The sequence below is a fragment of the Streptomyces sp. NPDC030799 genome (genome assembly GCF_055572255.1).
On record NZ_JBVIDS010000004.1, the window covers coordinates 456,919 to 469,510 of the forward strand.

11 protein-coding genes are annotated in these 12,592 nt (G+C 71.6%); 6 read left to right on the top strand and 5 right to left on the bottom strand.

All coding sequences use genetic code 11. From position 1 onward, the window contains the following. Window position 1 precedes the first annotated feature (1 nt). The 5 genes from ACZ41I_RS12990 to ACZ41I_RS13010 all read left to right on the top strand — a co-directional run bounded on the left by ACZ41I_RS12990 (window position 2) and on the right by ACZ41I_RS13010 (window position 5,144). Entirely contained in the window at window positions 2-1,336 is a 1,335-nt protein-coding gene (locus ACZ41I_RS12990) for a sulfate adenylyltransferase subunit 1 (RefSeq protein ID WP_363218524.1), read from the top strand. Between the two features lie 238 nt (window positions 1,337-1,574). Beyond that, entirely contained in the window at window positions 1,575-2,684 is a 1,110-nt protein-coding gene (locus ACZ41I_RS12995; RefSeq protein WP_363218523.1) for an aliphatic sulfonate ABC transporter substrate-binding protein, read from the top strand. A gap of 12 nt (window positions 2,685-2,696) precedes the next feature. Then, window positions 2,697-3,500 carry an ABC transporter ATP-binding protein gene (locus ACZ41I_RS13000; RefSeq protein ID WP_363218522.1) on the top strand — a complete coding sequence of 268 codons (804 nt, stop codon included), beginning with the start codon at window positions 2,697-2,699 and terminating at the stop codon, window positions 3,498-3,500. Next, complete coding sequence (locus ACZ41I_RS13005) at window positions 3,487-4,377, top strand: ABC transporter permease (protein WP_399772795.1); 891 nt, start codon at window positions 3,487-3,489, stop codon at window positions 4,375-4,377. Before ACZ41I_RS13000 ends, ACZ41I_RS13005 begins: the two co-directional genes overlap by 14 nt. 8 nt (window positions 4,378-4,385) lie before the next feature. Next, window positions 4,386-5,144, top strand: a complete 759-nt coding sequence (locus ACZ41I_RS13010; protein ID WP_363218520.1) for a sirohydrochlorin chelatase — start codon at window positions 4,386-4,388, stop codon at window positions 5,142-5,144. A 207-nt stretch (window positions 5,145-5,351) separates the two neighbouring features. On the opposite strand, the gene ACZ41I_RS13015 is transcribed toward ACZ41I_RS13010, so the two are convergent. From ACZ41I_RS13015 to ACZ41I_RS13035, 5 genes are all read right to left on the bottom strand, one after another. Continuing rightward, window positions 5,352-5,675, bottom strand: a complete 324-nt coding sequence (locus ACZ41I_RS13015) for a hypothetical protein (RefSeq protein ID WP_363218519.1) — start codon at window positions 5,673-5,675, stop codon at window positions 5,352-5,354. A gap of 658 nt (window positions 5,676-6,333) precedes the next feature. Further along, on the bottom strand, window positions 6,334-7,032 hold the full coding sequence (locus tag ACZ41I_RS13020) for a mycothiol-dependent nitroreductase Rv2466c family protein (RefSeq protein WP_468514057.1): 699 nt from the start codon (window positions 7,030-7,032) through the stop codon (window positions 6,334-6,336). A gap of 43 nt (window positions 7,033-7,075) precedes the next feature. Then, window positions 7,076-8,077 (bottom strand): sigma-70 family RNA polymerase sigma factor, encoded by a 1,002-nt coding sequence (locus ACZ41I_RS13025; RefSeq protein ID WP_468514058.1) that lies wholly within the window; start codon window positions 8,075-8,077, stop codon window positions 7,076-7,078. Between the two features lie 146 nt (window positions 8,078-8,223). Beyond that, on the bottom strand, window positions 8,224-9,240 hold the full coding sequence (locus ACZ41I_RS13030; RefSeq protein WP_468514059.1) for a ketopantoate reductase family protein: 1,017 nt from the start codon (window positions 9,238-9,240) through the stop codon (window positions 8,224-8,226). 114 nt (window positions 9,241-9,354) lie between these two features. Further along, window positions 9,355-9,906, bottom strand: coding sequence for a DUF1697 domain-containing protein (locus tag ACZ41I_RS13035; protein WP_363220390.1), 552 nt, complete (start codon window positions 9,904-9,906; stop codon window positions 9,355-9,357). Between the two features lie 409 nt (window positions 9,907-10,315). Between ACZ41I_RS13035 and ACZ41I_RS13040 the strand changes: the two genes are divergently transcribed. Then, window positions 10,316-12,568 carry an MMPL family transporter gene (locus ACZ41I_RS13040; RefSeq protein ID WP_363220391.1) on the top strand — a complete coding sequence of 751 codons (2,253 nt, stop codon included), beginning with the start codon at window positions 10,316-10,318 and terminating at the stop codon, window positions 12,566-12,568. The last annotated feature ends 24 nt before the right edge of the window (window positions 12,569-12,592 follow it).

The window sequence follows — 12,592 nt, forward strand, 5'->3', positions numbered from 1 at the left end:
CATGAGCACGACCACGACCGAGGCACTCTCGGCCACCACCCTGCTGCGGTTCGCCACCGCCGGCTCCGTCGACGACGGCAAGTCCACGCTCGTCGGGCGGCTGCTGCACGACTCCAAGTCGGTTCTCGCCGACCAGCTGGAGGCCGTGGAACGGGCCTCCGCGAGCCGCGGCCAGGATGCCCCGGACCTCGCGCTGCTCACCGACGGCCTGCGCGCCGAGCGGGAGCAGGGCATCACCATCGACGTGGCGTACCGCTACTTCGCCACGCCCCGGCGCCGGTTCATCCTGGCCGACACGCCCGGCCATGTGCAGTACACCCGCAACATGGTCACCGGTGCCTCGACGGCCGAGCTGACCGTGATCCTCGTCGACGCCCGCAACGGCGTGGTGGAGCAGACCCGCCGGCACGCGGCGATCGCGGCCCTGCTGCGGGTCCCGCACGTCGTGCTCGCGGTCAACAAGATGGACCTCGTCGGGTACGAGGAGCACGTCTTCGCCGCGATCGCCGAGGAGTTCACGGCGTACGCGATCGAGCTGGGCGTCCCCGAGGTCACCGCGATCCCGATCTCGGCGCTGGCCGGTGACAACGTGGTGGAGCCGTCCGCGAACATGGACTGGTACGGCGGCCCGACCGTCCTGGAACACCTGGAAACCGTTCCCGTCAGCCATGATCTGGCGCACTGCCACGCCCGGCTGCCCGTGCAGTACGTGATCCGGCCGCAGACCGCCGAGCACCCGGACTACCGGGGCTACGCGGGCCAGATCGCGGCCGGCACCTTCCGGGTCGGCGACGAGGTCACGGTCCTGCCGTCGGGGCGGACCACGCGGATCTCGGGCATCGACCTGCTGGGCGAGCCGGTGGACGTGGCATGGACGACGCAGTCGGTGACGCTGCTGCTGCAGGACGACATCGACGTCTCGCGCGGTGACCTGATCGTGCCGACGAAGGACGCGCCGGCGACCACACAGGACGTGGAGGCGACCGTCTGCCATGTGGCCGACGAGCCGCTGACCGTCGGCCACCGGGTGCTGCTCAAGCACGGCACCCGCACGGTCAAGGCGATCGTCAAGGACATCCCGTCCCGGCTGACGCTGGACGACCTGTCCCTGCACCCGCACCCGGGCCGGCTCGTGGCCAACGACATCGGCCGCGTGAAGATCCGTACCGCCGAGCCGCTGCCGGTCGACTCCTACGCCGACTCGCGCCGCACCGGTTCCTTCATCCTGATCGACCCGAGCGACGGCACCACGCTGACCGCGGGCATGGTCGGCGAGTCGTTCGCCTCCCCCGAGCCGGTCAAGGACGAGTCCGAAGACGACGGCTGGGACTTCTGAGCATGAAGACGAACGACGTCTACTCGACGTTCGCGAAGGAGGGCGGCCGCATCGGCAGCGGCGCCCTCGGCAGCGGGCAGGGCGGAGTGGCGCGATGTGTGCGGTGACGTACGCGCACCGCTTGCGCGCCCCGTCCCCCCACCCGGTGTCGTCCCGGAAACGACGAAGACCCCCTGCCGAACTCCCGGCCACGACCTGAGAGACCGTGACCGCCGGGCCAACGAGAGGAAACCCTCCCGTGCCTGCCAACCGCTCCAAGCTGTTCCGCCGCGGCATCGCCGCGCTCGCCGCACTCCCCCTGCTCACTCTTGCAGCCTGCGGCTACGGGTCCGAGTCCAAGAACGACGACACCGCCAAGATCGCCGCCGGGGCCAAGAAGATCGACGGACTCGGCTCCGTCAAGATCGGTTACTTCGGCAACCTGACGCACGCCACCGCCCTGATCGGCAACCAGAAGGGCTTCTTCCAGAAGGAACTGGGCGCCACCGAGGCCAAGTACCAGCTCTTCAACGCCGGCCCGTCCGAGATCGAGGCCCTGAACTCGGGCTCCCTCGACATCGGCTGGATCGGCCCCTCCCCGGCGATCAACGGCTACACCAAGTCCGACGGCAAGAGCCTGCGCATCATCGGCGGTTCGGCGTCCGGTGGGGTCAAGCTGGTCGTCGACCCGAAGAAGATCAAGTCCCTGAAGGACGTCAAGGGCAAGAAGATCGCCACCCCGCAGCTCGGCAACACGCAGGACGTGGCGTTCCTCAACTGGGTGGCCTCGCAGGGCTGGAAGGTCGACGCGCAGAGCGGCAAGGGTGACGTGTCGGTCGTCCGCACGGACAACAAGGTGACCCCGGACGCCTTCAAGTCCGGCTCCATCGACGGCGCCTGGGTGCCGGAGCCGACCGCGTCCAAGCTGGTCGCCGAGGGCGGCAAGGTGCTGCTGGACGAGTCGTCGCTGTGGCCGGACAAGAAGTTCGTGATCACGAACATCGTCGTGCGGCAGGCGTTCCTCAAGGAGCACCCGAAGGCGGTCGAGGCCGTGCTGAAGGCCTCCGTCGAGGCCAACAAGTGGATCAACGCCAACCCGGACCAGGCGAAGGCGGCGGCCAACAAGCAGCTGGAGGCGGACTCCGGCAAGGCGCTGCCGGCGAAGGTCCTGGACCCGGCGTGGAAGTCCATCCAGTTCACGAACGACCCGCTGGCGGCCACCCTCGACAGCGAGGCGCAGCACGCCGTGAAGGCCGGCCTGCTGGAGAACCCGAAGCTGGACGGGATCTACGACCTCACGCTCCTGAACAAGGTCCTCAAGGCCGAGGGCGGCAGCAGCGTCAGCGACGCCGGGCTCGGCGTCAAGTAACCCCCGTAGCCGATGAGTTCCCAGGAGGTGACGACCATGGCCACGACCTTCGCCAAGGCCGCCGAGTCGGTCGAGCACGCGGCGCGCATCGAGCACGTCTCGAAGTCCTTCGCGGTACCCGGTGGACAGCAGCTCGTCCTGGACGACATCAGCCTCGATGTCGCTCCGGGCGAGTTCGTCACCCTCCTGGGGGCCTCGGGCTGCGGCAAGTCGACGCTGCTGAACCTGGTGGCCGGGCTGGACCAGCCCTCCGCCGGCAGCATCACGACCGACGGGCGTCCGGCCCTGATGTTCCAGGAGCACGCCCTGTTCCCGTGGCTGACCGCGGGCAAGAACATAGAACTCGCCCTGAAGCTCGGCGGCGTCGCGAAGAACGAGCGGCGCGACCGGGCCGAGGAACTGCTCGAACTCGTGCGGCTCCAGGGCGCGTACGGCAAGCGGGTGCACGAGCTGTCCGGTGGGATGCGCCAGCGGGTCGCCATGGCCCGGGCGCTGGCCCAGGACAGCCGGCTGCTGCTGATGGACGAGCCGTTCGCGGCGCTGGACGCGATCACCCGTGACCTGCTGCACGACGAGCTGACCCGGATCTGGGCGGAGACGGGCCTGTCCGTCCTGTTCGTGACGCACAACGTCCGCGAGGCGGTGCGGCTCGCGCAGCGTGTCGTACTGCTGTCCTCCCGCCCGGGCCGGGTGGCACGGGAGTGGCAGGTGGACATTCCGCAGCCGCGGCGCATCGAGGACGCGCCGGTCGCCGAACTGTCCCTTGAGATCACCGAAGTCCTGCGTGGGGAGATCCGCCGCCATGGCCAGCACTGACACGACCAAGGCCGTCCTGCAGGACGCCGCGAGCGTCGAGGCGGGCCTGGACGCCCTGGAGTCCGGTGTCGTCGGGCGGACCCCGTTCCGGCAGACGTTCGGCAACAAGATCCTGCCTCCCCTCGTCGCCACCCTGGTGGTGCTGGTGGTGTGGCAGGCGCTGATCTCCTTCAAGATCGTCGACGATCCGACGAAGCTGCCCTCCCCCGCCGACGTGGGCAACGAGTTCAAGGACGCCTGGCTGCAGGGCAAGCTGCTCGGCTACATCTGGACCAGCGTCTCCCGGGGCCTGCTGGGCTTCCTGTTCGCGCTGGCCATCGGCACTCCGCTGGGGCTGCTGGTGGCCCGGGTGAAGTTCGTGCGCGCCGCGATCGGCCCGGTGCTGTCCGGTCTGCAGTCGCTGCCGTCGGTGGCGTGGGTGCCGCCGGCCGTGATCTGGCTGGGCCTGGACAACTCGATGATGTACGCGGTGATCCTGCTCGGCGCCGTCCCCTCCATCGCCAACGGCCTGGTGTCCGGCATCGACCAGGTGCCGCCGCTGTTCCTGCGCGCCGGCCGCACGATGGGGGCGACGGGGCTGAAGGGCGCCTGGCACATCGTCCTGCCGGCCGCGCTGCCGGGCTATCTGGCGGGTCTGAAGCAGGGCTGGGCCTTCTCCTGGCGTTCGCTGATGGCCGCGGAGATCATCGCCTCCTCGCCCGACCTGGGCATCGGCCTGGGCGCGCTGCTGGAGAACGGCCGCAACGCCAGCTCCATGTCCATGGTGTTCGAGGCGATCTTCCTGATCCTGTTCGTCGGCATCGCCATCGACCTGCTGATCTTCAGCCCGCTGGAGCGGTGGGTGCTGCGCAGCCGCGGCCTGCTGGTGAAGGGCTGAGACACACCATGCACCGTCCGGTCCCCCCCGTCCTCGTGGTCGTCGCCCACGGCAGCCGTGACCCGCGGCACGCGGCGACCGTGCACGCCCTCGTGGAGCGGGTACGGTCGCTGCGGCCCGGGCTGCGCGTGGAGACCGGCTTCCTGGACTTCAACGTCCCGTCGGTGCAGGGGGTGCTGGAGTCCCTGGCGGCCGAGGGCGTACGTGACGTCGTGGCCCTCCCTCTCCTGCTGACCCGCGCCTTCCACGCCAAGGCGGACATCCCGGCCGTGCTGCGGGACGCGCCGCCCCGGCTGCGGATCCGCCAGGCGGACGTGCTCGGCCCCTCCCCGCTGCTGCTGACGGCGCTGGAACGGCGGCTGTACGAGGCGGGGCTGACACCCGCCGACAAGTCCTCGACCGGGGTCGTGCTGGCCTCGGCGGGGTCCTCCGACCCGGAGGCGATCGCAGTGATCGCCGACATCGCGCGGGAGTGGTGGCACACCGGTTGGTGCGCCGTGCGGCCTGCGTTCGCCTCCGCCGGTTCTCGCGCGGGATTCCCCCGCACCGAGGACGCCGTGGCCGAGCTGCGCGCCCTCGGCTGCGAGCGGGTCGCCGTCGCGCCGTACGTCCTGGCCCCCGGTTTCCTGCCGGACCGTATCGCGCGGGGCGCGGCGGGGGCCGACGTGCTGGCCGACGTGCTGGGACCGGCGCCCGAGGTGGCGCGGGCACTGCTGGAACGCCACGACGCGGCATGCCGGCCGGTGCTGGCGGCCCTGGGCGCCTGACCGTTTCGGCCCGCCCCGGCAGACCCTGCCGGCAACGCCCAGAGCCCTGCCGGAACCGCCGCCGGGCCCACCCGGACCCACCGGCGGCGCGCTCGCCGGCCACCGCGTCAGACCGTGCATCCGCGTCCGACCGTGCCGGTCCGCGTCAGACCGTGCCGCTGCGGGCCGGTCCGAAACGGGCCTCGGCGGCGGGGCCGCGGAGGCCGGTCACAGGCCGAGTGCGTGCGTGAGCTGCTGGGTGAAGGTGAGGCTTCCGGTGCCGGCCCCCGCCGCGACGGCGACGGTCTCCAACGCGGTGCGGATCCGCCCCCTGTTGGGCGGCAGGCCGTCCTCGGCGGACAGCGCCAGCTCGGCCTGGATGCTCTCCCCGCACCCCGCCAGCCCCGGGTACTCGGCGCGCAGTGCCTGGGTGAGCCGCTCGGCGACGGCCATGAGGGTCTCCAGGTCGGGTGTGCCGTTCTTGGTGTCGATACGGCTGTAGTCGCCGAAGCCGGCCGGGCCGTTGAGGTGTCCGAAGTTGTAGGTGCTCATGTCCTGTCCTCGCTTGTGGCCCGAACGGGCCCTCGGGGGTGGGGCGTTGGCCCTGACTGGCCGAAGATGCCGGGATGGCTGACGTTACCGATGTTGTGGGTGTGCGTGCTGCCGAGGACGGGGAGCCGGTGCGTCATCCACGGCCCCCGCGGTCCGCAGAGGCTCGCCGGGCTGCGTGGCACTTGGGCGTCCGGATCGATGACGTCCGAAAATCGCCACCCGTCCGGGTGACCGGTGTTCGTTGACCGGGTTCCCGGACACGGGCGTGAAGTGAGGCCGGTACGCGCGCGGAGAACGCCCCGTCGACGTCGCGAGCGCCGTCGCCGTCGTCGAGGTACACCGACGCGCACGGCCGCCGGGGCATTCCGTCGCCGCGGTACCGCGGCAGCACCGCCCATGGTGTGCCCGTCACGCTCATCCCGTCCCCCTCCGGCCGTCGGCGCGCTTCACCCTAGGGACAGCCCGAGGTGTTTGTCGCGAGGTTCGGCGAGCGCCGGCCTCGGGGGACGTGGGCGTGGTAGGGGCCGCCGCGCCCGGCGTTCCCCTGTGACGTCGGACCGCGGCGGCTTCTCGTTCTGCGCCGACCGCGGCTCCTGTGTCACACGATCGGTGAACTCATCGGATCCGACGGGCGTTTATCGGCCACCTCGCTTCCCGGTCAGTCGAAGCGGAGGGCGCCGGTGCGGGTGCGCTTGAGTTCGAAGAGTTCGGGGTGGCGGGCCAGTACGCGGAAGCTGTCGAAGAGTTCGGCCGCCTCGGCGCCGCGCGGTACGGCACGCAGCACGGGCCCGAACCACACCGTTCCGTCGATGTGAAGGGTCGGCGTCCCCACGTAGCCGCCCGAGTCCGGCTCGGTACCGGCCGTGTGACTGCGGCGTACCGCGTCGTCGTACGACGGGTCGTGGGCCGCGGCCGACAGCTCGGCGGGGAGCCCGAGTTCGGCGAGCGCCTCGGTGATCACCTGGTCGAAGTCCTTGGTGCCGCGTTCGTGGATCCGGGTGCCGAACGCGGTGTACAGGTCGCGCAGCACCGTCGCGCCGTGCCGTTCGGCGGCGGCCACGGCGACCCGCACCGGACCGATGGAGCGGTCCACCAAGTCCCGGTACCAGTCGGGCAGTTCGTTGCCCGTGTTGTGCAGGTACAGGCTCATCACCCGGAACCGGAGGTCGAGCGGGCGCAGCCGCTCGACCTCCAGCAGCCAGCGGGAGGTGATCCAGGCGAAGGGACAGGCCGGGTCGAAGAAGAAGTCGATCCGGGTCGGGGCGGGCTCGGTGTCCGGCTCGATGGCGGGCTCGGCGGCAGTGGCGGTGGCGGGCTCGGCGGTAACGGCAGTAGCGGCGGTGGCGCGGTACGTCATGACGGCGACGCTACTTATCCATTGGGGTGGCGTCCCGACCCAATCATCCCTCCGGCCATTGGTCCAATTCCTCGGGGTCACCGGCCTCCGCATGCCCGGCCGCCGGGTACTCCGGGTCCACGGCGGCGATCTCCGTCCCGCGCAGGCGTTCCGGCTCTGCCACGATGTCGATCCCGGTGATCCGGCCGTCCGTCCCGAAGGCGAAGGCCAGGACCAGGCGAGGCCGTCCGTGCTCCACCATGACCAGGCCGAACTCGCCGTCCAGCAGGGCGAGTCCGGTGATCCGGGCGCGGCCCATGGCCGCCATGGCGCCCTGGGCGACGGGTTCGGCACCCCGCACCGTGATCGGTTCCGGTGTGGGGACGACCAGCGCGTCGGCGTGCAGCACCACGTCCGGGTCGAGCAGGGCGACCAGGGCCGAGAAGTCGCCGCCCCGCGTGGCGGCCAGGAACGCCTCGACGGCCCGGCGGCGACGTACGGCGTCGGCGCCGGGCGCGGGCGGCCGGCCCTGGACGCGACGTCGGGCCCGGCTGGCCAGTTGCCGAGTGGCGGCCGGAGTCTTCTCGATCAGCGGAGCGATCTCCTCGAACGGCACGGCGAACATGTCGTGCAGCACGAAGGCGACCCGCTCGGCCGGGCCGAGGGTGTCGAGGACGACCAGCAGCGCGACTCCGATCTCGTCGGCCAGCAGCGCCTGACGGGCGGGGTCGCCCGCATCGGCGGAGACCGGCGGTGTGTCGTGAGCGCGGTCGCCGGACCGGTCGCAGGAGGCGTGGTCGTAGGCGTCGAGGAAGTCCTCACGCCGGTTGCGGCGGGCCCGCAGCAGGTTGAGGCAGACCCGCGTCACCACGGTGGTCAGCCAGCCGGTGGGGTTGCGCACCGCGTCGAGGTCGGCCTGCCGGGCCCGCAGCCAGGCCTCCTGCAGGGCGTCGTCGGCCTCGGCGGCCGAGCCGAGCAGCCGGTGGGCCACGGCCGTCAGATGCGGCCGGTCCGCCTCGAACCGCGCCGCGAGCCGCCGCTCGGAATCCCCTGTGAAGTCGTCCATTTCTCCCCGTCCCCCTCCGGCAAGCCCGGCGCGAGCGGCTCACGCCCGCCGGGGCCTACAGAACGCCAATCCGGCCGGAAGATCAACCGGCAAGACACATCGCCGCAGACCGGAAGGCACATCGCCGCAGACCGGCTGAACGGCCGTCAGCCGGCCGACCCCACCGCCTCCTCCGCCAGGCGGACCAGGTCCGCGGCCGGCATCGACCCGGGGGCCCGGCGCTCCCGGGCGAACCGGTTGGCAAGCCGCTGGAGCAGTTCGTTCAGCGGGGTCGGTACGCCGTGCAGCCGGCCCAGCAGGGCGATCTCCCCATTGAGGTAGTCGGCCTCGATGGTGCCGGTGCCGCGGGCGAGGGACTGCCAGGAGGAACCGCCGCCGCGTGGCGCCCAGGACAGCGGCACGAGGGTGACCTTGTCGCCGCGGGCGGCGCGCTCCTCCTCGGCGCCCGTGTACGCGATCCCGGCGGCGTCGAGGACGGCCGCCCCTTCCGCTCGCACGCGCGCGTACAGCGCCCGGGCGGGCTCGGTGTCGCGGGTTCCGGTCAGCGCCTCGATGGCGTTGCTGAGGTTCGCGAGCAGCTTGGCGTACTGCCAGCGGGCCACGTCGGGCACGACCGGTGCCTCGAAGCGGGCGTCCGCCAGATCGGCGGCGATCCGGCGGGCGGTGTCGTCGGTGCCGTGCGGAAGGCGGCCGAGGTGCAGGATGCCGGTGAGCGGGCTGCCGGCGGCGGAGACGACGCCGGGCCCCTCAAGGGCCGAGGGCAGCCAGACGCAGACGCCGTACACCTGCCGGAAGCGGCGCAGGGCCAGCCGTCCGCTCTCCACGCCGTTCTGCAGGCAGACGAGCGGCAGCCGTTCGGCCGCTGTGCCGCCGCCCATGACGGGCGCCTCGGCCCAGTTCTCCAGGGCGGCCATGGTGTCCTGCGTCTTCACGGCGAGGACGAGGACGTCGTCGGCGCGCAGTTCGCCGAGCGGGCCGGGCCCGTCGACGGCGGGCAGCCGGTACGTCAACTCCCCTTCCGGGACCCGCAGTCGCAGCCCGTGCTCGGCCAGTGCCGCCAGATGGCCGCCGCGTGCCACGAGGACGACCTCACGCCCGGCCTGGGCCAGCCGCCCCCCGACGGTCCCGCCGACCGCTCCCGCCCCGATGATGATGTAGCGCATGGATCAGAGCCTCGCACACCCGGGTCAGGCAGGCATGGGTGTGCGACCTTGCCCCTGGGGCATGGGGAAGCGTGCCGGACAATGCCCGCGCGCCGTTCCTCGGCCCGCGGACCGTCACGCTCCCGGAGCCGTCAGCTCGACCAGTTTGAGCACGGTGTTCCAGTTCCGGCTCGTGGCGATCAGGCCCTTGGTCAGGCGCGGGCGGGACAGGGCCTCGGCGAGCTTGGAGCGGCCGAGGCCCTCGGGGGCGTACAGGTACAGGCAGCGGTCGCCGAGGCGGAACTCCTCGGGGAGGTACGCGGCGGCGTCGATGTCCGCGTAGCGGTCCGGGGCGACCGGTGCGGAGAAGTAGGTGACGTGCAGCTGCCTGGGCTCCAGGTCGGCGGCCGGGAACGGGCAGGCCTCGGCGACGGCCTTCAGATAGGTGTGGTCGCGCACGAGCACGTCGACCGGGAAGCCGAACCGCTCCTCGATCGCCCGGCTCAACTCCGCCGCGAGCGACTCCTCGTCGCCGTGGCCGGTGGTGAACACGGCCTGGCCGCTCTGCAGATGGGTCCGCACGCCGGTGTGGCCGAGGCCGGTCAGCAGCGTACGCAGGTCGGCCATGGGCACCTTCTTGCTGCCACCGACGTTGATTCCGCGCAACAGCGCCGCGTAGGTCGTCATCCGGCCAGCGTAGAGCGGCCGTCGTGCCCCGTGGGGGTGGGCACGACGGCCGGGCCCGCGCAGGGCGGGACTGCGCGAAACTCTCGCCGATCGGCGGGTGCTGGATCAACCTCTACACGCACCTGTGACTTGTTCAACAAAACTTTGTAATCACAAACCGCCGCGCTGACGGCGGAACGGACAGCCCATGTCCTCCGGTGTGCGCCCCCGGTGCGAGAACCCCGAGACGCATCCCCGAGAAGTGCCCATAGGTGTAAGGGGCCACTGTCCTCCCCGGCGATGAGCGGCGGGCCGCCGAGTTCACCGGGCAGCACGACGAGCGGCGTTCGTCCGGCTCATACGGTCGAACTGCAACTAGCGCAGACGTGGCGGCAGGGGGCCGCCACCGCACAGAGGGGGAAGGCCCGCGATGGGGAACAGGGATGTGCGGGTGCGGGGGCTGGCCGCCCGTGCCGGCGGCTGGAGCGCCCGGCACCGCTGGGCGGCCGTCGGCATATGGGTGCTGTTCGTCGTGCTGGCGATGGGACTCGGCTCGGCGGCGGGCCGGGTCGACGTGGACGAGAGCAACCAGCTCAAGGGCGAGACGCACACCGCCGCCGAGATCATCGACGACGCGGGGATCAAGCAGCCTGCCGGGGAGACGGTCCTGATCCAGGCCAAGGACGGTGCCCTGACGGCGACTTCGGCCGAGTTCCGGGCCGCCGTCGCCGACGTGATCGAGGCCGTCAAGGGCACCGGGAAGGTCACGGCGGTGACCTCGCCCTACGACACCCGCACCGTCTCCCGGGACGGGCGCAGCGCGCTGGTGCGGTTCGACATGCGCGGCGATGCGAAAACGGCCGTCGACCGGGTCGAACCGGTGCTGAACGCGGTCGCCGGGGTGCAGAAAGCGCATGGTTCGCTGCGGATCGAGGAGATCGGCGGCGCCAGCATGCAGAAGCAGTACAAGGATGCCTTCGGGGACGACTTCCAGCAGGCCGAGTACTCGGCGGTGCCGGTGGCGCTCGGCATCCTGCTGATCGCCTTCGGGGCGCTGGTGGCGGCGCTGCTGCCGGTGGCCCTCGCGATCACCGCGATCATGGCGACGATGGGCCTGATGGGCCTCGTCAGCCATCTGCAGCCGATGAGCGACACCGCCAACTCCGTGATGCTGCTGGTAGGTATGGCCGTCGGCGTCGACTACTGCCTGTTCTATCTGCGCCGTGAGCGCGAGGAGCGGCAGGCCGGGCGGGACGCGGGCACCGCCCTGAGGATCGCCGCCGCCACCAGCGGCCGGGCGATCATCGTCTCCGGCGTCACGGTGTGCGTGGCGATGGCGGGCATGCTGTTCACGGGGCTCGCCGCGTTCGAGGCGATGGGCCTGGCCTCGCTGATGGTGGTCGCGGTCGCCATGGCCGGCTCGGTGACGGTGCTGCCGGCGCTGCTGTCGCTTCTCGGTGAGCGGGTCGAGAAGGGGCGGATTCCGTTCCTCGCGCGCCGGCGCGGCAGGCGGTCCCCGGACGAGGGCAGCCGGTTCTGGACGGCGGTCCTGCGCGGTGTGCTGGCCAGGCCGCTGGTCTCCGTCGTCGTGGCGGCCGGTGTGCTGCTGGCGATCGCGGCGCCCGCGCTCGGCATGAAGACACAACAGCTCACGCTGGACCAGGAGTTCGGCAAGTCACTGCCGATCGTGCAGACGTACGACCGCATCAACGACGCGTTTCCGGGTGGCAGCGAGCCGGCCCAGGTCGTCGTCAAGGCCGCGGACGTCAACGCCCCCGGCGTACGGCAGGCGCTGGCCGACTTCAAGAAGCAGGCCATCGCCTCGGGTGCCTCGCGCGGCCCGGTCGACATCAGGCTGTACGACGCGCAGAACGTGGCCCTGGTATCCGTGCCGCTGGTCGGCGGATCGGACATGGACCGGGCGGTCGAGAGCCTGGACAAGCTGCGCGACGAGGTACGGCCCGCCACGCTGGGCAAGGTCGACGGCGTGCAGGCGCCGATCACCGGGCAGGTCGCCGGCAACCACGACTTCAACGACCAGCTGCTCGGCTCCGTCGTCCCGGTCTTCGCGTTCGTCGTCGTCTTCGCCTTCCTGCTGATGCTGCTGTCGTTCCGCTCGCTGACCGTCGCGATCACGTCGATCGTGCTCAACCTGCTGTCGGTGGGTGCGGCGTACGGCATCCTCGTCGCCGTCTTCCAGCACGGCTGGGGTGCCTCGCTGGTGGGTGCCCAGGGGGTCGGGGCGATCGTGACCTGGCTGCCGCTGTTCCTCTTCGTGATCCTGTTCGGGCTGTCGATGGACTACCACGTGTTCGTCGTCTCCCGGATCCGCGAGGCCCGGATGCGCGGCCGCAGCACCACGGACGCGATCCGGCACGGCGTGGTCACCACGGCCGGTGTCGTCACCAGCGCCGCGGTCATCATGGTCGCCGTGTTCGCGATCTTCGGCACGCTGTCGATGCAGTCCATGAAGCAGATGGGTGTGGGCCTGGCCGCGGCGGTCCTGATCGACGCGACGGTCATCCGCGGAGTGCTGCTGCCGGCGGTGATGGCACTGCTCGGCGAGCGCAACTGGTACCTGCCGAAGTGGCTGCGCCGCCTGCCCGACCTCACCCACGACGAGGCGCCGGACGCGGTTGCCTCCCGGCCGGTGCGCGAGGAGGCGGAGCGGCTGCCGGTCTGATCCGGCGCACAACCCGCCGGGGCG